Below are 19,032 nucleotides of genomic sequence, written 5' to 3' on the forward strand. Positions count from 1 at the left end.
GCCGGTCAGCCACGACCTGGCGCACTGCCACGCCCGGCTGCCCGTGCAGTACGTGATCCGCCCGCGGACCGCCGAGCTGCCCGACTACCGCGGCTACGCCGGCCAGATCGCCGCCGGAACCTTCCGGGTGGGCGACGAGGTGACGGTGCTGCCGTCCGGGCGGTCGACCACGATCACCGGGATCGACCTGCTGGGCAAGCCCGTCGACATCGCCTGGACGCCGCAGTCGGTGACGCTGCTGCTCGCCGACGACATCGACATCTCCCGCGGCGACCTGATCGTCCCGAGCAAGGACGCCCCGGCGACCACACAGGACCTCGAGGCGACGGTGTGCCATGTCGCCGACGAGCCGCTGACCGTCGGCCACCGGGTGCTGATCAAGCACGGCACGCGCACGGTGAAGGCGATCGTCAAGGACATCCCGTCCCGGCTGACGCTGGACGACCTCTCGCTGCACCCGCACCCGGGGAAGCTGGTCGCCAACGACATCGGCCGGGTGAAGATCCGCACCGCCGAGCCGCTGCCCGCCGACTCCTATTCGGACTCCCGGCGCACCGGTTCGTTCATCCTGATCGACCCGAACGACGGCACCACGCTCACCGCGGGCATGGTCGGCGAGTCGTTCGCGGCCCCGGAGCCCGTCAAGGACGAGGCCGAGGACGACGGGTGGGACTTCTGAGCATGCATCCGGCCGGCTACCGCGACTACTTCGCCACGTTCGCCAAGGAGGGCGGGCGTGTCGGCAGTGGTGCGCTGGGGTGGGGGTCCCCCCGAACGGAGTTCGGGGGAGGGCAGGGCGGGGTGGCCCGATGTGCGCGATGAGCCGCGCGGGCCGTCCCGGCCCGCGCACACCCCACCGCCGTAGACGAAAACCTGCCGACTCCCGGCCGCGTACCGACGCCGGTACGTGACCGCCGGGCCTGGCGAGAGGAATCCCTCCGTGCCTGCCACGACCGCCCTGCGCCGCATCCTCGCGGTGCTGGCCGTGCTGCCGCTGTTCGCCCTGGCCGCCTGCGGCTACGGGTCCCAGGCGAAGGACAACGGCAGCGCCGCGATCGCCGCCGGCGCCAAGAAGACCGACGGTCTCGACGCGGTGCGGATCGGCCACTTCGGCAACCTCACCCACGGCACCGCCCTGGTGGGCAAGAACAAGGGCTTCTTCCAGAAGGCGCTGGGCGCGACCGAGGCACGCTACGCGGTGTTCAACGCCGGCCCCTCGCAGATCGAGGCGCTCAACTCCGGCTCCATCGACATCGGCTGGATCGGCCCCTCCCCCGCCATCAACGGCTACGTCAAGTCGCACGGCACCAACCTGCGCATCATCGGCGGCTCGGCGTCGGGCGGGGTGAAGCTCGTCGTCGACCCCGGCAAGGTGAAGTCGATCGAGGACGTCAAGGGCAAGCGGATCGCGACCCCGCAACTCGGCAACACCCAGGACGTGGCGTTCCTCAACTGGGCGTCCGAGCAGGGCTGGAACGTCGACCCGCTCAGCGGCAAGGGCGACGTCACCGTCGTCCGCAGCGACAACAAGGTCACCCCCGACGCCTTCAGGTCCGGGTCCGTCGACGGGGCCTGGGTGCCGGAGCCCACCGCGTCCAAGCTGGTCGCCGAGGGCGGCAAGGTGCTCCTCGACGAGGCCTCGCTGTGGCCGGACGAGAAGTTCGTCATCACCAACATCGTGGTCCGGCAGGAGTTCCTGAAGGAGCACCCGAAGGCCGTCGAGGCGGTGCTGAGGGCCTCCCTGGAGACCAACCGCTGGATCAACGCCCACCCGGAGCAGGCCAAGGCCGCCGCCAACGAGCAGCTGGCCGCCGACGCCGGCAAGGCACTGCCGGAGGAGGTGCTGGACCCGGCGTGGAAGTCGATCCGGTTCACCGACGACCCGCTGGCCTCGACCCTCGGCCGGCAGGCCGGCCACGCCGTCGAGGCCGGCCTGCTGAAGCAGCCGGACCTCACCGGCATCTACGACCTCACGCTCCTCAACAAGCTCCTCGAGGCTGAGGGCGAACCCCCATTCGACGACGCCGGCCTCGGTGCCGGACAGCCCGCATCCCCGAAGAGTCCCAGGAGGTGACGACCATGGCCACCACGCTCGCCAAGGCCGACGGCGGTCAGCGGACCGAGGTCTCGCACGCCGCGCGCATCGAGCACATCTCCAAGTCGTTCGACGGACCGGCCGGCCGCCAGCTCGTGCTGGACGACATCAGCCTCGATGTCGCGCCGGGCGAGTTCGTGACCCTGCTGGGTGCCTCCGGCTGCGGCAAGTCCACGCTGCTGAACCTGGTCGCGGGCCTGGACCGGCCCAGCGCCGGCACCATCACCACCGACGGCCGGCCGGCGCTGATGTTCCAGGAGCACGCGCTGTTCCCGTGGCTGACCGCGGGCAAGAACATCGAACTCGCCCTGAAGCTGCGGGGCGTGCCGAAGTCCGAGCGGCGCGAACGCGCCGAGGAGCTGCTGGAGCTGGTGCGGCTCAAGGGCGCGCACCGCAAGCGGGTGCACGAGCTGTCCGGCGGCATGCGCCAGCGGGTCGCCCTGGCGCGGGCGCTGGCCCAGGAGAGCAAGCTGCTGCTGATGGACGAGCCGTTCGCGGCGCTGGACGCCATCACCCGCGACGTGCTGCACGACGAGCTGACCCGCATCTGGCGCGAGACCCAGCTGTCCGTGCTGTTCGTGACGCACAACGTGCGCGAGGCCGTGCGGCTCGCCCAGCGCGTGGTGCTGCTGTCGTCCCGGCCGGGCCGGATCGCCCGCGAATGGCGGGTGGACATCCCGCATCCGCGCCGCATCGAGGACACCGCGGTCGCGGAGCTGTCCGTCGAGATCACCGAAGAACTCCGGGGGGAGATCCGCCGCCATGGCCAGCACTGAGACCACCACCCAGGACCCCAAGGACGCCAAGAGCACCGGTGACGCCTCGGACCTCGCCGGTCTGGAGGCGGGCCTGGACGCCCTGGAGACCGTGCAGACCCGGCGCAAGCCGCTGCGGCAGACCTTCACCGAGAAGATCCTGCCGCCGGTCGTCGCCATCGCCCTGGTGCTGGCGGTGTGGCAGGCGCTGATCTCCTTCAAGGTCGTCGACGACCCGACCAAGCTGCCCTCGCCCGGCGCGGTGTGGGAGGTGCTGCGCCAGGCGTGGCTCCAGGGCGAACTGCTCGGCTACATCTGGACCAGCGTCTCGCGCGGCCTGCTCGGCTTCTGCTTCGCGCTGCTCATCGGCACCCCGCTCGGCCTGCTGGTGGCCCGGGTGAAGGTGGTGCGGGCGGCGATCGGGCCGATCCTCACCGGCCTGCAGTCCCTGCCGTCGGTCGCCTGGGTTCCCCCCGCGGTGATCTGGCTCGGCCTGAACAACCAGATGATGTACGCGGTGATCCTGCTCGGCGCCGTCCCGTCCATCGCCAACGGCCTGGTCTCCGGCGTCGACCAGGTGCCGCCGCTGTTCCTGCGCGCGGGCCGCACCCTGGGCGCCACGGGCCTGAAGGGCACCTGGCACATCGTGCTGCCGGCCGCGCTGCCCGGCTATGTGGGCGGCCTGAAGCAGGGCTGGGCGTTCTCCTGGCGCTCCCTGATGGCCGCGGAGATCATCGCCTCCTTCCCCGACCTGGGCATCGGCCTCGGCCAGCTGCTGGAGAACGGCCGCAACGCCAGCGACATGGCCATGGTGTTCGAGGCCATCCTGCTCATCCTCACCGTCGGTATCGCCATCGACCTGCTGATCTTCAGCCCGCTGGAGCGGTGGGTGCTGCGCAGCCGCGGCCTGCTGGTGAAGAGCTGATGCCGATGCAGCCGGTCCTCGTCGTCATCGCCCACGGCAGCCGCGACCCGCGGCATGCCGCGACCGTGCAGGCCCTGGTGCGCCGGGTCCGCGAGCTGCGGCCCGGGCTGCGCGTGGAGACCGGCTTCCTGGACTTCAACGTGCCCTCGGTGCAGGGCGTGCTGGAATCCCTGGCGGCCGAGGGCGTCCGTGACGTGGTCGCCCTCCCGCTGCTGCTGACCCGCGCCTTCCACGCGAAGGCCGACATCCCGGCCGTCCTGGCCGAGGCCCCCGCCCGGCTGCGCATCCGCCAGGCGGACGTCCTCGGCCCCTCCCCGCTGCTGCTCGCGGCGCTGGAGCACCGGCTGTACGAGGCGGGCCTGAGCCCCGCCGACAAGTCCTCGACCGGGGTCGTACTGGCCTCGGCGGGGTCCACCGACCCGGAGGCGATCGCAGTGATCGCAGAAATCGCGCGGGAGTGGCGGCACACCGGTTGGTGCGCCGTGCGGCCTGCGTTCGCCTCCGCATCTCTTCCCCGCACCGAGGACGCGGTGCGGGAACTGCGCGCACTGGGCTGCGAGCGCGTCGCCGTCGCCCCGTACGTTCTCGCCCCGGGCTTCCTCCCGGACCGCATCGCCCACGGCGCCGCCGAGGCCGACGTCCTCGCCGACGTCCTGGGCCCGGCCCCGGAGGTGGCCCGCCTGCTGCTGGCCCGCTACGACGCGGCGCGGGCGCCGATGCTCACGGCGATCGGGGCGTGAGGGGTGCGGCGGTGCCCCGATCCGCCCTTCAAAGGGCGGCGAGCAGCGCGTCGAGGGGTGCCGGTACGCGGCCGGGGTCGAGGGCCTCGGCCAGGACGCGGCCGTAGCGGATCTTGCGCCCCTTCTTGGTGCCGATGAAGCGCCGGAACTGCTGCTGGGGGGCGCGGCCCTGCTGGGCGGGCTGGCGCAGGAGGGTGCGCAGCGGGCGCAGTTCGCCCTGCTCCCGGACCAGTTCCTCGACCCGGGCCACGCCGAGGGCGCGGATCAGCTCGTCTTCCAGGTCCGCCGCGCAGGCGTGGATGGCGGCCGGTGCCGCGCCTGCCCGCTCGAAGCCGCGGACGTAGTAGGGGCGCTCCGCCTCGTCGCACAGGCCGGCGAGGCGCAGCCCCAGGCCGGCCGGGCCGAGGAGTCCGGCGTAGCGGCCGACGCTCATCGCTCCGTCGATGGAGAGGACGCAGATGCCCTCGGCGGCGAGGTCGCGGCTGCGGCGCTCGGCCAGTGCGTCCACGGCGGCGAGGTCGCTGCGCCCTTCGAGCAGGACCACCGTCTCGACGGCGAGCCGTCCGGCCAGTTCCCGCGCCCGTTCACCGGTGCCGCCCGCCGCCCAGGCGGTGACCGCGTCCCGGAACGCCCCCAAGTCCGTCATGTGCCGAGTCTCGGCCAGTTCCGGCCCCGGCGCGAGGGAGTTTCCACCGGGCGCCGGTCGACCTGAGCCAGGACAAGCCCGTCACTCCGACCCCGTGGAACCCTGTCAGTCCGTGTCGGTGTCGGTGTCGAAGAGGGTCCCCTGGTGGAAGTAGAGGCGCCAGCCGGTGTCGGTGCGGCGCCACAGGGAGCTGCGGTGGGCGCGGCGGCCGTCGGCGTCGGTGTCGTAGGTGAGGTGGACGACGTCCGGGGCGAGTTGCACCGCCCGCATGCCGGACACCTTGATGGGGTCGGCCTGCTCCGGCTCCTCGGCGAGGAGGGCGAGCATGGTGGCGCGGTCCCAGATGCGGCCGGAGGCGCCGAACTCGTGGAAGTCGGGGTGCAGCAGGGCCGCCGCGCGCTCGGGGTCGCGGCGCACCGCGCGGTCGAGCAGGAGCAGTTCGCCTTCGACGGCGGCGTCCAGGCTGCTGCTTCTGGTGTCCTCCGTGCCCTCCGTGTCCTCTGTGTCCGCCGTGTCCTCAGTCACCGGTCATCTCCACGAGCTTGGTCACGGTGTTCCAGTTGCGGGTGGTGGCAATCAGCCCCTTGGTGTAGCGCGGGCGGGCCAGGGCCTCGGCGAGCTTGGAGCGGCCCAGGCCGCCGGGTGTGCGGAGGTAGATCACGCGGTCGCCGATGCGGAACTCCTCCGGCAGGAAGGCCTGCTGGTCGATCTCGGCGAAGCGGCCGGGGTCGACGGGCTCGGAGAGGTAGGTGGCGTGCAGCTGCTTGGCCTCCAGCTCGGCCGCCGGGAAGGGGCAGTCCCGGACGACCGCCGCCAGGTACGCGTGGTCGCGCACGATCACGTCCACGGTGAAGCCGAACTGCCGCTCGATCGCCGCGGCGAGCTCCGCGGCCAGCGACCCCTCGTCGCCGTGTGAGGCGGTGAACACGGCTTGGCCGCTCTGCAGATAGGTCCGGACCCCGGTGTATCCCAGGCCCTCCATCAGGGTGCGCAGCCCGGCCATCGGGAGTTTTCTGCTGCCGCCCACGTTGATCCCGCGCAGCAGGGCCGCGTATGTCGTCGCCATGGCAGAAGCCTAGGTCGGCCGCCGTGCCCCGTGGGGGCGGGCACGACGGCCGCGTCCGCGGATGAGCGGACGTGCGCGAAACTCTGGCGGAACGACGCGGCGCGAGCAACCGGTACACGCGCCTCTCCATGCACCTGTGACTTATTCAACAAACCTTCGAAATGACAAACCCTGAACAACGTCCCCGAGAGACCTCAATAGATGTAAGGGACCGATGTCCTCCCGAGTGGGGAGATGCCGGCGGACGAACGGAGGAGCCGCCGGGCCGCAGCTTCACCGGAGAGCACGACGAGATGGCCGGATCGGGCCCATACCTTCACAAGCGAGGGTGGCGGCAGGGGGTCGCTGCCGCACCGCACACGAAGGAGCGAGCCCGAGATGAAGAACGGAGAAGGGCGGGTCCGCGGCCTCGCAGCCCGGGCCGGCGGCTGGAGCGCCCGGCACCGCTGGGCGGCCGTCGGGATCTGGGTGCTGTTCGTCGTGCTGGCGGTGGGACTCGGTTCGGCGGCCGGCCGGGTCGACGTCAAGGACGGCGACCAGCTGAGCGGCGAGACGCACACCGCGGCCCGCATCATCGAGGACGCCGGCATCGAGGAGCCGGCCGGTGAGACCGTACTGATCCAGGCCAAGGGCGACGGCGTGAAGGCCACGGACGCGGAGTTCAGGTCCGCGGTGGCGGCCGTCGTGGCGGCGGTGGAGAAGACCGGCGAGGTCACGGACGTCACCTCGCCGTACGAGTCCGGCACCATCTCCGAGGACGGGCGCAGCGCGCTGGTCCAGTTCGACATGCGCGGTGCGGCGGACACCGCGGGCGAGCGGGTGGAGCCGGTGCTGGACGCCGTGGAGCGGGTGCAGAAGGATCACGAGTCGCTGCGGATCGAGGAGATCGGCGGCGCCTCGATGATGAAGACGTTCGACGACGCGTTCGGCGCCGACCTGCAGCGGGCCGAGTTCTCGGCGGTGCCGGTGGCGCTCGGCATCCTGCTGATCGCCTTCGGCGCGGTGGTGGCGGCGCTGCTGCCGGTGGCGCTCGCCATCACGGCGATCATCGCCACGATGGGGCTGATGGGCCTGGTCAGCCATCTGCAGCCGATGAGCGACACCGCCAACTCGGTGATGGTGCTGGTCGGGATGGCCGTCGGCGTCGACTACTGCCTGTTCTATCTGCGCCGGGAGCGCGAGGAGCGGGCGGCCGGACGGGACGCGCGGACGGCGCTGCGCATCGCCGCGGCGACCAGCGGCCGCGCGGTCGTCGTCTCCGGTGTCACCTTCTGTGTGGCGATGGCGGGCATGCTGTTCACCGGCATCGCCGAGTTCGAGGGCATGGGTCTTGCCTCGCTGATGGTGGTGGGGGTGGCCATGGCCGGTTCCGTGACGGTGCTGCCGGCGCTGCTGTCGCTGCTGGGCGAGCGGGTCGAGAAGCTGCGCATCCCGTTCCTGCACAAGCGGGCCGCCGGCGGCGGCGACAGCCGGTTCTGGGGGGCCGTGCTCGACCGGGTGCTGGCCAGGCCGGTGCTGGCGGTCGTGGTGGCCACGGGTGCGCTGCTGGCGGTGGCGGCGCCGGCGGTCGGCATGAAGACGCAGAACCTCACGCTGGACCAGGAGTTCGGCGACTCGCTGCCGATCGTGCAGACCTACAACCGGGTCAACGAGGCCTTCCCGGGCGGCTCGGAGCCCGCCGAGGTGGTCGTCAAGGCGGACGACATCAACGCCCCCGAGGTGAAGTCGGCGCTGGCCGACTTCCGTGACCGGGCGATCAGTTCCGGCGCCACGCGCGGCCCGGTCGAGATCAAGGTGCACGACCAGCAGAACATCGCGCTCGTGTACGTGCCGCTGGTGGGCGGCTCGGACCTGGACAAGGCGGGCGAGAGCCTGGAGAGACTGCGCGACGAGGTGCGGCCCGCCACGTTCGGCACGGTCGACGGGGTGGAAGCGCCGATCACCGGGCAGGTCGCCGGCTCGAAGGACTTCAACGACCAGCTGATCGGGTCCGTGGTCCCGGTGTTCGCCTTCGTGGTGGTCCTCGCCTTCGTGCTGATGCTGATGTCGTTCCGGTCGGTGACGGTCGCGATCACCTCCATCGGGCTGAACCTGCTGTCGGTGGGCGCCGCGTACGGCATCCTCGTGACGGTCTTCCAGCACGGCTGGGGCGCGTCGCTGGTGGGCGCGGAGGGCGTCGGCGCGATCATCACCTGGCTGCCGCTGTTCCTGTTCGTGATCCTGTTCGGCCTGTCGATGGACTACCACGTGTTCGTGGTCTCCCGGATCCGTGAGGCCCGGCTGCGGGGCCTGGCCACCCGGGACGCCGTCCGGCACGGCGTGGTCACCACGGCCGGGGTGGTCACCAGCGCCGCGGTCATCATGGTCGCCGTGTTCGCGATCTTCGGGACGCTGTCCATGCAGTCCATGAAGCAGATGGGTGTGGGCCTCGCGGCGGCGGTGCTGATCGACGCGACGGTCATCCGGGGTGTGCTGCTGCCGGCGGTGATGGCGCTGCTCGGCGAACGCAACTGGTACCTGCCGAAGTGGCTGGACCGGATGCCCGACCTGACCCACGACGAGGCGCCGCAGGCGGCGGCACGCCCGCTGACGAAGGACGACGAGGGGGAACCGGTGCGGGTGTGACCGACCCGGCAGGAGAACTCCCGGCAGGGGGAGGGCCCGGCGGACCTCGGTGACCTCGGTCCGCCGGGCCCTCCCTTCTCGTGCTCTCGTGCTTCTGGGCTGCCGGTCAGCGGCGCAGCTCCGCCTCGACGGTCTCGTGCAACAGTCGGAGATGTTCCCGGCGCCCTTGCCTGAGGCCCCGTCCACCCGCCGCCCTGGGTGGCCCGTCGGGTTTCGGCGCGTCTGCGTGCCCGGACCGAGAGGCGTGCGGGAGCCCCACCAGTGCGAATGCGAGACTGAGGGCACACGTGACCGGACCGCCTGCGCATGGTCGAGGCAGGCGGACCGGAGCTGCCGGTGCCGCACAGGGCGCGGCGCGGAGGACCGAGGACGTACACGGAGGCGGGCGGATGGACGAGGCACGGGCGCGTGAGGTGCTGGGCGCGGCCGGGGTGCTGCCCGGCGCGGCCGGGGACGCGCTGCTGCTCGCCCTGGGCGAGAACGCCGTGTTCGCCGCCGGTGACGTGGTGGTCAAGGTGGGCCGGGACGCCGAACTGCTGGACCGGGCGCGCCGGGAGCTGGCCGTCGCGCTGTGGCTGGCGGACGCCGGGGTGCCGGCGGTCCGGGCGGCCGAGCCGGAGGCGCTGCTGGTCCAGGGCCACCCGGTGACCGTGTGGCACCGGCTGCCCGAAGCCGTACGCCCCGCCGAGCCGCGCGATCTGGCCACGCTCCTGCGCCTGGTCCACGCCCTGCCCGCTCCCCCCTTCGCCCTCCCGCAGCGCGATCTGCTGGGCGGCGTGGAACGCTGGCTGCGGCTCGCCGGTGACGCCATCGACCCCGCGGACGCGGCGTATCTGCGCGAGCGGCGGGACGGTTTCGCCTCGGCCGTGGCGGCGCTGACACCTCATCTGCCGCCGGGCCCCGTGCACGGCGACGCGCTCCCGCGCAATGTGCACGTGGGCCCCGACGGACCCGTCCTCGTGGACCTGGAGACCTTCTCGGCCGATCTGCGCGAGCACGACCTGGTGGTGATGGCCCTCTCCCACGACCGTTACGGACTCCCGGACGAGGCGTACGCCTCCTTCACGGAAACCTACGGCTGGGACGTGCGCTCCTGGGAGGGCTGCTCGGTCCTGCGCGGCGCCCGGGAGACGGCCAGCTGCGCCTGGGTCGCCCAGCACGCACCGACCAATCCCAAGGCACTGGCCGAGTTCGAACGCCGGGTGGCGTCCCTGCGGGCCGGGGACGAGACGGTGCGCTGGTACCCCTTCTGACGGGGGCCGTTCAGACCGGCTCGCCCGCCGTCTCGCGCAGGGGCCAGGAGCTGTCGACGATCGCCGCGGCGTCGCCCTTGCGCCGCAGGAAGTCCTGGAAGTCGGCCGCCCAGGCGGCGTACCACTCGATCTGACGGCGGTGCAGCTCCGCCGGGCCGAGCGAGGCCACCTTGGGGTGCCGGACGGCTATCGCGCAGGCGAGCCGGGCCGCGGCGAGGGCGTCCGCCGTCGCGTCGTGCGCGGAGTCGAGGGCGACGCCGTACTCGGCGCAGACCGCCTCCAGGTTGCGCTTGCCGCGGCGGTACCGGTCGACGAACCGGTCGATGGTGTACGGGTCGATGACGGGCGCGGGGTCGATGCCGCCCAGGCGCTCGCGCAGGGAACGCAGGCCGTAGCGGCGCAGTTCGGCGGAGAGCAGGCTCAGATCGAAGGCGGCGTTGTAGGCGACGACCGGGACGCCCGTCTTCCAGTAGCCGGCGAGGACGTCGGCGATGGCGTCGGCCACCTGGTCGGCGGGTCTGCCGTCCGCCGCCGCGCGCTCGTTGCTGATGCCGTGGACCGCCACCGCCTCCGCGGGGATCGGCACGCCCGGATCAGCCAGCCATTCCCGGCGCCCCATCGGCTCCCCGCCCCGGACCTCGATCACGGCGCCCGTGACGATCCGCGCCTCGCGCGGGTCCGTGCCCGTGGTCTCCAGGTCGAAGCCGATCAGCAGCTCCCGGTGCCAGCCCATGGGCTGCCCCCCTTCTGTGTGGTGCGTTCCCCCAGTGGCCCATACCTTCGCATGCGGCACTGACAGTCCGAGGATCGGCTTCCGCTTGGCGGCCGCGGGCGTACGTCACGACACGGGGCGCGAATCCACCCACATCTGCTCGAACTCCTCGCGATAGGTGGGGAACAGACCGCCTTCCTCCACCTCGCCCGGTTTGACCAGCCTGTTGCCGTTGCGCAGGACCAGGACCGGCGCCTCCATGCCGCGGGCGCGGCGCAGATGGTGCTGCACCACGGCGACGCCGTCCGCGCCGTCGGCGTCCACCAGGTACGCCGTGCAGCGCGGCGTCTCGTCGTAGACGTGGATCTCGAAGGCTCCCGGGTCGCGCAGGCGGGAGCGGACGCGGCGCATGTGCAGGATGTTCATCTCGACCGCGCGGCCCAGCTCCCCGCGCTTGATGCCGAGTTCGCGCTCGCGGCGCTTGACCGCGCTGGAGGCCGGGTTGAGGAACAGCAGCCGCACCCGGCAGCCGGACTCGGCCAGGCGGACCAGCCGGCGCCCGGAGAAGTTCTGCACCAGCAGGTTGAGCCCGATGCCGATGGCGTCGAGCCGCCGGGCCCCGCCGAAGATGTCCTCGGCCGGGAACTGCCGCAGCAGGCGCACCCGGTCGGGGTGGACGGCCACGACATCGGCGTACCGGTCGCCGACCAGGTCCTCCACCGCGTCCACGGGCAGCCGGCGCGCGGAGGGGACGTCGCCGCCCGCGCCGAGCATCTCGAGCAGCCGCGCGGAGGCCCGTTCGGCCTGGTTGAGGACCGCCTCGGAGAGCGCGCGGTTGCGGGAGACGACGTTGCGGGTGACCTCCAGCTCGTCGAGGGCCAGCTCGACGTCCCGGCGGTCGTCGAAGTACGGCTCGAAGCAGGGCCAGTGCTGGACCATCAGCTCCCGTAGCTGCGGCAGCGTGAGGAAGGACAGCACATTGTCGTCGGCCGGGTCGAGCAGATAGCCCTTGCGGCGGCTGACCTCGCGCACCGCGACCGCGCGCTGCACCCACTCCTGGCCTGCGGGCCCGGCCGCGGCGACCACCCAGTCGTCCCCGTGCACGGGCTCGTAGATGGGCCGCAGCACGGCCGCCACCACGGCGCGCAGCCGCTGCTCGACAAGATTCAGCCAGATGTAGGCCCGCCCCGCGCGCTGAGCGCGGGTGCGTACCTCGCGCCAGGCGTCGGCGTCCCAGTCCAGTTCCGGCCCTATCGAGCCCGCGCCTGCGTCCATAGGCCGTGCCAGGGACACCGCACCGGGCGGGACCTCCGTGGAGTTACCCTCGTGACCCTCGTCACCAGGGGGCAGCTCCAGCCCTCCCGAGCCCACCCGCGCACCGCCTTCCACTCCCCCGAGTCCTCCCCGTGCCGACGATCAAGGAGAGTACTCCGCGTACGGCGCACGGTGCAGCCCGATGGACAGGCTCGTTTCCCAACTTCCGTCTTTCACAGGAATGTTCCTCTGCGGCCGGACCGCGGGAAGTGAGCGGTTTCATAGCGGCTCCGGGCGCCGCGGCCGCTCAACGCCCGCCGGGACGGGGGGAGTCGGGCATGCAGGAAGTTCGGGGCCCGGATCCGGCGGGGTGACGCGGCGGCGGGCTCGTGGCCGGAGGGCGGCGGGTCCGCAGGCCGAAAGCCAGCGGTCGGGCGGGCGGGGAGCCGGAGGCCGGATCCTGACGTTCACCCGGACGGTGGACGGTCGTCCCGGGCGTCGCGCGCATCACGGCAGCTCAGAGTCACTGGGATCACTGCCGCCTCAGGCGTCGCTGCAGTCTCCTTAGTCCCATTGGCCGGTCACTGATGAGGGGCATGTGCCTGGGTGGTCTCCTCACTTCGGGGAGACTCGGGGAGACTCGGAGGGAAGGCGCCCCCACCGGCGCCGTACACCTGGAAGAGTCGTGTCCATGCAGGTCTGGCCTGGCGAGGCGTATCCGCTCGGTGCCACGTACGACGGCGCCGGTACGAATTTCGCGGTCTTCACGGAGGTTGCGGACCGAGTAGAGCTGTGTCTGCTGCACGACGACGGCTCCGAGACGGCGATCGAGCTGCGCGAGAGCGACGCGTTCGTGCGGCACGCGTACGTTCCCGGCGTCATGCCCGGGCAGCGTTACGGCTTCCGGGTGCACGGTCCGTACGCACCCGAGCGCGGGCTGCGCTGCAATTCCGCGAAGCTGCTGCTCGACCCGTACGCGCGTGCGATCAGCGGGTCCGTCCAGTGGGGCGAGGAGGTGTACGGCTACCACTTCGACGACCCCGACCGGCGCAACGACCTGGACTCCGCGCCGCACACCATGACCTCGGTGGTGGTCAACCCGTACTTCGACTGGGGGGACGACCGGCGGCCCCGTACGGAGTACCACCACACGGTGATCTACGAGGCCCATGTCAAAGGGCTGACCATGCGGCACCCGAAGCTCCCCGACGAGCTGCGCGGCACCTACGCGGGCCTCGCGCACCCGGCGGTGATCGAGCATCTGACCAAGCTGGGGGTCACGGCGCTGGAGCTGATGCCCGTCCATCAGTTCGTCAACGACCACCGGCTGGTCGACATGGGCCTGAGCAACTACTGGGGCTACAACACCATCGGCTTCTTCGCCCCGCACAACGCCTACGCCTCCTGGGGCGACCGCGGCCAGCAGGTGCTGGAGTTCAAGTCGGCGGTGAAGGCGCTGCACGAGGCCGGGATCGAGGTGATCCTGGACGTCGTCTACAACCACACCGCCGAGGGCAACCACCTGGGGCCCACGCTGTCCTTCAAGGGGATCGACAATCCCTCGTACTACCGGCTGATGGAGGACCGCCGGTACTACATGGACACGACCGGCACCGGGAACTCCCTGCTCATGCGGTCGCCGCACGTACTGCAGATGATCATGGATTCGCTGCGGTACTGGGTGACGGAGATGCATGTCGACGGGTTCCGCTTCGATCTGGCGGCCACCCTGGCCCGGCAGTTCCACGAGGTGGACCGGCTGTCGTCGTTCTTCGACCTGGTCCAGCAGGACCCGGTCGTCTCCCAGGTGAAGCTGATCGCCGAGCCGTGGGACCTCGGCGAGGGCGGCTACCAGGTGGGCAACTTCCCGCCGCTGTGGACCGAGTGGAACGGCAAGTACCGGGACACCGTGCGCGACCTGTGGCGGGGCGAGCCGCGGACACTCGCGGAGTTCGCCTCCCGGCTGACCGGTTCCTCGGACCTCTACCAGGACGACGGGCGGCGCCCGCTCGCCTCGATCAACTTCGTGACCTGCCACGACGGCTTCACGCTGCACGACCTGGTCTCGTACAACGAGAAGCACAACGAGGCCAACGGCGAGGACAACCGGGACGGCGAGGGCCACAACCGGTCCTGGAACTGCGGGGTGGAGGGCGAGACCGACGACCCGGAGGTGCTGCGGCTGCGGGCCCGGCAGATGCGCAACTTCATCGCCACCCTGATGCTCTCCCAAGGTGTGCCCATGATCAGCCACGGCGACGAGCTGGCCCGCACCCAGCACGGCAACAACAACGCCTACTGCCAGGACAACGAGCTGGCCTGGCTGGACTGGCCGGACGACGGAGGCGAGGGCGAGGGCGACGAGGGGAACGCGGAGGACGCGGAGGACTTCCGCCGGCAGATGCTGAGATTCACCCGGGCGATGGTGTGGCTGCGCAAGGACCACCCGGTCTTCCGCAGGCGCCGCTTCTTCCACGGCCGGCCGGTGGAGGGCACCCACGACGAGCTGTCGGACATCGCCTGGTTCACTCCCGAGGGCTCGGAGATGACCCAGCGGGACTGGGAGTCGGCGCAGGCGTCGGCGCTGACGGTGTTCCTCAACGGCAACGCGATCTCCGAGCCCGGTCCGCGCGGGGAGCGCATCACGGACGACTCCTTCCTCTTGATGTTCAACGCCTCCCCCAAGGCGCTGGACTTCGTGGTGCCCGTCGACCACGGCCGGCAGTGGCAGGTGGTGGTCGACACCGCCCGCGCGGACGGGGTCCCGCCGGGCACCGGCCCCAAGGTGAACGCCGGGGACCGGCTGACCCTGACCGACCGCAGCCTGACGGTGCTCCAGCGCCCGGTGTAGTCCGGCGGAGGGAGACGGCTCCGGGTGGTCCGGCGAGGGTCATGAGCGGAGGGCGTGACCGGTGTGGTCCGGTGGCGGGCGATGACAGGAAACGCGGCAGGGCGGGTACGTAGCTGTGCATGACCTCTGAGCGGACTGTCGATCGGACTCTTGTGCGCCCCGGCGCACCGGTGCCCACGGCCACCTACCGGCTGCAGCTCCAGCCCGGCTTCCCGTTCGGGGCCGCGGCGGCCGCCGTGCCGTACGTGGCCTCGCTCGGCGTGTCCCATCTGCATCTGTCGCCGGTCCTGGAGGCCGTGCCGGGCTCGGCGCACGGCTACGACGTGGTGGACCACGCCCGGGTGCGCGAGGAGCTGGGCGGCGAGGAGGGACTGCGGGCGCTGGCGGCCACCGCCCGGGAGCACGGGCTGGGGCTGATCGCCGACATCGTGCCCAACCACATGGCGATGGCGCCCCGCCACAACCGGGCGCTGTGGGAGGTGCTCAGCGAGGGGCCCTCCTCACCGTACGCGCGGTGGTTCGACATCGACTGGGAGGCGCAGGACGGCCGGATGCTGCTGCCCGTGCTGGGCGGGCCGCTGGGCGCGGAACTGGACCGGATCAAGGCCGACGGCGAGGTGCTGCGCTACTACGACCACGAGTTCCCGCTGCGGGAGGGCACCGCGGGGCTGAAGCTGCCCGCGCTGCTGGACGCCCAGTGGTACCGCCTCGGCTGGTGGCGGCTGGCCCGCACGGAGCTGAACTACCGGCGGTTCTTCAGCATCTCCGAGCTGATCGGGGTGCGGGTGGAGGACCCGGAGGTGTTCGATGCCACCCACGCCACCGTCCTGCGGCTGCTGCACGACGGGGTCTTCGACGGCCTGCGGATCGACCACCCGGACGGGCTGGCCGACCCGGACGGCTATCTGCGGCGGCTGCACGAGGCGACGGGCGGCCGGTGGACGGTGGTGGAGAAGATCCTCGCCGACGGGGAGGCGCTGCCCGCCTCCTGGCCGGTCGCGGGCACCACCGGCTACGACGCCCTGCGGCACATCGACGGCCTGTTCGTGGACCCGGCCGGGTTCGGGGACCTGCTGGGCCAGTACCGCCGGTTCGCGGCGCCCCCGGCGGACCGGGGCGGCGACTGGGACGCCACGGTGCGGCGGGCCGCGTACAAGGTGCTCCACCACGAGCTGGCCGCGGAGACGGACCGGCTGACCCGGGTGGCGAGCCGGCTGTGCGCGACCTCCCCCGAGCCCGCGCTGCGCGACCGCGCGCCCTGGGCGCTGCGCACCGCCCTGGTGGAGCTGCTGGTCCGGCTCGAGGTGTACCGGCCCTACGCCTCCGTGGACGCCTCCCGCGTGGTGACCGAGGAGGCCGCGGCCGAGGCCCGGCACGCCTTCACGGTCCCGGAGGAGGCGGAGGCGGTGGACGTCGTACGGGACCTGGTGCTCGGGCGGTACGGCGACGGGCCGCGGCAGCGGGAGTTCCGGGCCCGGTTCGCGCAGACCTCCTCGGCGCTGCGGGCCAAGTCCGTGGAGGACACGGCGTTCTACCGCTATGTGCCGCTGCTGTCGGCGACCGAGGTCGGCGGCGAGCCGGGCAGCCCGGCGGTGCCGCCGGAGCAGTTCCACGCGTACTGCTCCCGGCTGCAGCGCGACTGGCCGACGACCGGCACGGTGGTCTCCACGCATGACACCAAGCGCAGTGCCGATGTGCGGGCCGCCCTGCAGGTGCTGACCGAGTGCCCGGGGCGCTGGGCGGACCTGCTGGCGGAGGTGATCCGCACGGGTGAGGGGGTGCCGGACGCGCAGCTGGCGTGGGCGGCCTGGCAGACGGTGTTCGGGCTGGGCCCGGCGGAGGAGGAGCGGGTGCAGGGGGCGCTGCTGAAGCATGTGCGCGAGGCGGGCCTGCACACCAGCTGGACCGAGCAGGACCCGTCGTACGAGGAGACGGTGGCCCGGTTCGTTGCGGCCGGTCCGTGCGGCGGGCCGGGTGAGCGGGTGGCGCGGCTGCGGGCCGCGCTGGAACCGCACATCCGCGCCAATGTGCTGGGCGCCGCGCTGCTGCATCTGACGATGCCGGGCGTGCCGGACGTCTACCAGGGCACGGAGCACGAGTACCGGGCGCTGGTGGACCCGGACAACCGGCGGCCGGTGCGCTTCGACGGCACCGGGGAGGACGGCGACGGCGGACCCGGCAGCAAGGTGGCGGTCACCCGGGCGGCCCTGCGGCTGCGGGCCCGGCTCCCGGAGGTGTTCGGGGACACGGCGACGTACCAGCCGCTGCCGGCCGAGGGGCCCGCGGCGCCGCACTGCGTGGCGTTCGTCCGCTCGGGCCGGGTCCTGACGGCCGTGACCCGGCTGTCCCTGCGCCTGGCGGAGGCGGGCGGCTGGCGGGAGACCCGGCTCACCCTGCCGCCGGGCCGCTGGACGGACGTGCTGGACACCGACGGCGTCTTCGAGTCGGAGGTGCGTGCGGCGGACCTGTTCGCCGCGCTGCCGGTGGCGCTGCTGGAGCGCACCGGGGAGTGAGATCCCCCGTTTCCCCGGGGCCGGTGAGGCGTTCGGGGTGACTCCTGGTGCGCCCTTGACAGCGCCTCGTGGCCGTGGGGTACTGCGCACAACGGCGTCGCGTGGTCGGGACGGGGGGGTGAGTCTGCTGCCGGAGCTGCGCTATCCGACGGTGGCCGAACTGGTGAGCTCCGCCCACGCCCTGGCCGGTCAGCGGCCCGAGCTGTGCGTGCTGCGGCAGGTGGGTGCCTCCCGCGCGGGGCGGCCGCTGCATCTGCTGTCCCTGGGGCACGCCCGGCGGGCCGTGCTGGTGGTCGCCGGCGCGCACGCCAACGAGCCGGCCGGCGGGGGCACCCTGCTGGTGCTGGCCCGGCGGGTGCTTCAGGAACCGGAGCTGCGGGACGGCATCTCCTGGCACCTCCTGCTGTGCGCCGACCCCGACGGGGCGAGCCTGCACCGCAGCCCCGCCCCGCGCAGCCTCTACGAGTACCACCTGGGCTTCTTCCGTCCCGCGGGCCCGGAGCAGCCGGAGTGGGCGCCTTCCCTGCTGCCGCCGGACCGGCTGCCGCCCGAGACGCGGGCGCTGACCGGCGTCATCGACGAGCTCCGGCCCTACCTGCAGGTCTCCCTGCACGGCACCGATCTGGGCGGCAGCTGGGTGCAGTTGACCCGGGACGTGCCGGGGCTGGCGGAGCCGTTCGGCAAGTCCGCGGCGGAGCTGCACATCCCGGTGGAGACCAGCGCCTCGGACGCGGCGGGCTGGCCCGCCTCGGGACCCGGGGTGCATGTGCTGCCGGCGGCCGGGACGGGGCCCGCCTACCCGAGCCTGCCGGACGACGCCCGGCACAGCACCTGGTACCACGCGCACCGGTACGGCGGGATGACCGCGGTGGTGGAGGTGCCGATGTGGGCGGGCGGCGTGGTGGACGACCCGGCGCCCCATCCGGCGCCGGGCGTGGCGCTGCGGCAACTCGCGCGGCGGCTGCTGCGGGACGCCGGGGAGGTGCTGCGGGTGGTCGAGGACGTGCGGCCGCGCCCCGAGGTGGCCGTGGGCCCGCTGGCGCGCGCCGCCCTGTGGGGCCTGGAGCTGGTGCCGGGGCTGGCCGGGGATCTGACGCACCGCCCGCCCGCCGACGACAGCCGGGCGTACGTCGGCAGCGTGGACGCCTTCGCGCGCCGGGTGCCGCTGCGGGCGGCGGCGATGCTGCACCGGGCGCTGAGCGACACCGACCGGTACGCCGCGGCCCGCCTGGAGCGGCTGGTCGCCGCGTGGAGCGACGCCTTCGCGGACCGCTTCCGCGCCCGCTGGGTCCCCGTGGAGCACCAGGTCGAGCACCAGGCCCGCACAGTGGTGGCGACGGCCCTGCACGCCCGCGAGCGGGCGGCGTGACGAAGGCTCGGCACGCGTGGGACCGGGCGGTGCCCAGCGCTCGGGCGGGGACGGTGCCCGGCGCTCAGGCGGGGGTGGTACCTGGCACTCGGGCGGGGACGGTGCCCGGCACCCGGGCAGAGGCGGTGCCCGGCGCTCAGGCGGGGACGGCGCCCGGCACCCGGGCAGAGGCGGTGCCCGGCGCTCAGGCGGGGACGGCGCCCGGCACCCGGGCAGAGGCGGTGCCCG

15 protein-coding genes are annotated in these 19,032 nt (G+C 72.7%); 10 read left to right on the forward strand and 5 right to left on the reverse strand.

All coding sequences use genetic code 11. The annotated features are described in order from the left end of the window. From ABD198_RS26330 to ABD198_RS26350, 5 genes are all read left to right on the forward strand, one after another. On the forward strand, positions 1–679 hold a 679-nt coding region (locus ABD198_RS26330), incomplete at its 5' end, for an elongation factor 1-alpha C-terminal domain-related protein (RefSeq protein ID WP_425580559.1). A 261-nt stretch (positions 680–940) separates the two neighbouring features. Next, entirely contained in the window at positions 941–2,074 is a 1,134-nt protein-coding gene (locus ABD198_RS26335; RefSeq protein ID WP_344006417.1) for an aliphatic sulfonate ABC transporter substrate-binding protein, read from the forward strand. Positions 2,075–2,079: 5 nt separating this feature from the next. Continuing rightward, positions 2,080–2,871 (forward strand): ABC transporter ATP-binding protein, encoded by a 792-nt coding sequence (locus ABD198_RS26340; RefSeq protein ID WP_344006419.1) that lies wholly within the window; start codon positions 2,080–2,082, stop codon positions 2,869–2,871. Next, positions 2,858–3,775, forward strand: coding sequence for an ABC transporter permease (locus tag ABD198_RS26345; protein ID WP_344006421.1), 918 nt, complete (start codon positions 2,858–2,860; stop codon positions 3,773–3,775). The genes ABD198_RS26340 and ABD198_RS26345 overlap by 14 nt, the downstream gene beginning before the upstream one ends. Continuing rightward, positions 3,775–4,515 (forward strand): sirohydrochlorin chelatase, encoded by a 741-nt coding sequence (locus ABD198_RS26350; RefSeq protein WP_344006423.1) that lies wholly within the window; start codon positions 3,775–3,777, stop codon positions 4,513–4,515. The genes ABD198_RS26345 and ABD198_RS26350 overlap by 1 nt, the downstream gene beginning before the upstream one ends. A gap of 28 nt (positions 4,516–4,543) precedes the next feature. Here the strand turns inward: ABD198_RS26350 and ABD198_RS26355 are convergent, their stop codons facing one another. The 3 genes from ABD198_RS26355 to ABD198_RS26365 all read right to left on the reverse strand — a co-directional run bounded on the left by ABD198_RS26355 (position 4,544) and on the right by ABD198_RS26365 (position 6,227). Next, positions 4,544–5,161 carry a TOPRIM nucleotidyl transferase/hydrolase domain-containing protein gene (locus ABD198_RS26355; protein ID WP_344006427.1) on the reverse strand — a complete coding sequence of 206 codons (618 nt, stop codon included), beginning with the start codon at positions 5,159–5,161 and terminating at the stop codon, positions 4,544–4,546. Between the two features lie 105 nt (positions 5,162–5,266). Beyond that, on the reverse strand, positions 5,267–5,686 hold the full coding sequence (locus ABD198_RS26360) for a nuclear transport factor 2 family protein (RefSeq protein WP_344006429.1): 420 nt from the start codon (positions 5,684–5,686) through the stop codon (positions 5,267–5,269). Further along, on the reverse strand, positions 5,679–6,227 hold the full coding sequence (locus ABD198_RS26365; RefSeq protein WP_344006431.1) for a DUF1697 domain-containing protein: 549 nt from the start codon (positions 6,225–6,227) through the stop codon (positions 5,679–5,681). Before ABD198_RS26365 ends, ABD198_RS26360 begins: the two co-directional genes overlap by 8 nt. A gap of 378 nt (positions 6,228–6,605) precedes the next feature. On the opposite strand from ABD198_RS26365, the gene ABD198_RS26370 reads away from it, so the two are divergent. Beyond that, positions 6,606–8,852, forward strand: a complete 2,247-nt coding sequence (locus ABD198_RS26370) for an MMPL family transporter (RefSeq protein WP_344006433.1) — start codon at positions 6,606–6,608, stop codon at positions 8,850–8,852. 389 nt (positions 8,853–9,241) lie between these two features. Further along, positions 9,242–10,105 carry a phosphotransferase enzyme family protein gene (locus ABD198_RS26375; protein WP_344006435.1) on the forward strand — a complete coding sequence of 288 codons (864 nt, stop codon included), beginning with the start codon at positions 9,242–9,244 and terminating at the stop codon, positions 10,103–10,105. Positions 10,106–10,115: 10 nt separating this feature from the next. On the opposite strand, the gene ABD198_RS26380 is transcribed toward ABD198_RS26375, so the two are convergent. Beyond that, positions 10,116–10,838 carry a 3'-5' exonuclease gene (locus ABD198_RS26380; RefSeq protein WP_344006437.1) on the reverse strand — a complete coding sequence of 241 codons (723 nt, stop codon included), beginning with the start codon at positions 10,836–10,838 and terminating at the stop codon, positions 10,116–10,118. Between the two features lie 105 nt (positions 10,839–10,943). Next, a complete protein-coding gene (locus ABD198_RS26385; protein WP_344006469.1) occupies positions 10,944–12,188 on the reverse strand; it encodes an SAV2148 family HEPN domain-containing protein in 1,245 nt (414 codons plus the stop codon). A gap of 574 nt (positions 12,189–12,762) precedes the next feature. On the opposite strand from ABD198_RS26385, the gene glgX reads away from it, so the two are divergent. The 3 genes from glgX (at position 12,763) to ABD198_RS26400 (ending at position 18,804) form a co-directional block, all read left to right on the forward strand. Then, positions 12,763–14,922 (forward strand): glycogen debranching protein GlgX, encoded by a 2,160-nt coding sequence (gene glgX, locus ABD198_RS26390; RefSeq protein WP_344006439.1) that lies wholly within the window; start codon positions 12,763–12,765, stop codon positions 14,920–14,922. Positions 14,923–15,041: 119 nt separating this feature from the next. After that, positions 15,042–17,435: a malto-oligosyltrehalose synthase gene (gene treY / locus ABD198_RS26395; protein WP_344006441.1), complete on the forward strand. Its 2,394-nt coding sequence runs from the start codon at positions 15,042–15,044 to the stop codon at positions 17,433–17,435. A 118-nt stretch (positions 17,436–17,553) separates the two neighbouring features. Next, positions 17,554–18,804, forward strand: coding sequence for a M14 family zinc carboxypeptidase (locus ABD198_RS26400; protein ID WP_344006443.1), 1,251 nt, complete (start codon positions 17,554–17,556; stop codon positions 18,802–18,804). The last annotated feature ends 228 nt before the right edge of the window (positions 18,805–19,032 follow it).

It is taken from the genome of Streptomyces thermocarboxydovorans (genome assembly GCF_039524635.1).
GTDB lineage: Bacteria > Actinomycetota > Actinomycetes > Streptomycetales > Streptomycetaceae > Streptomyces > Streptomyces thermocarboxydovorans.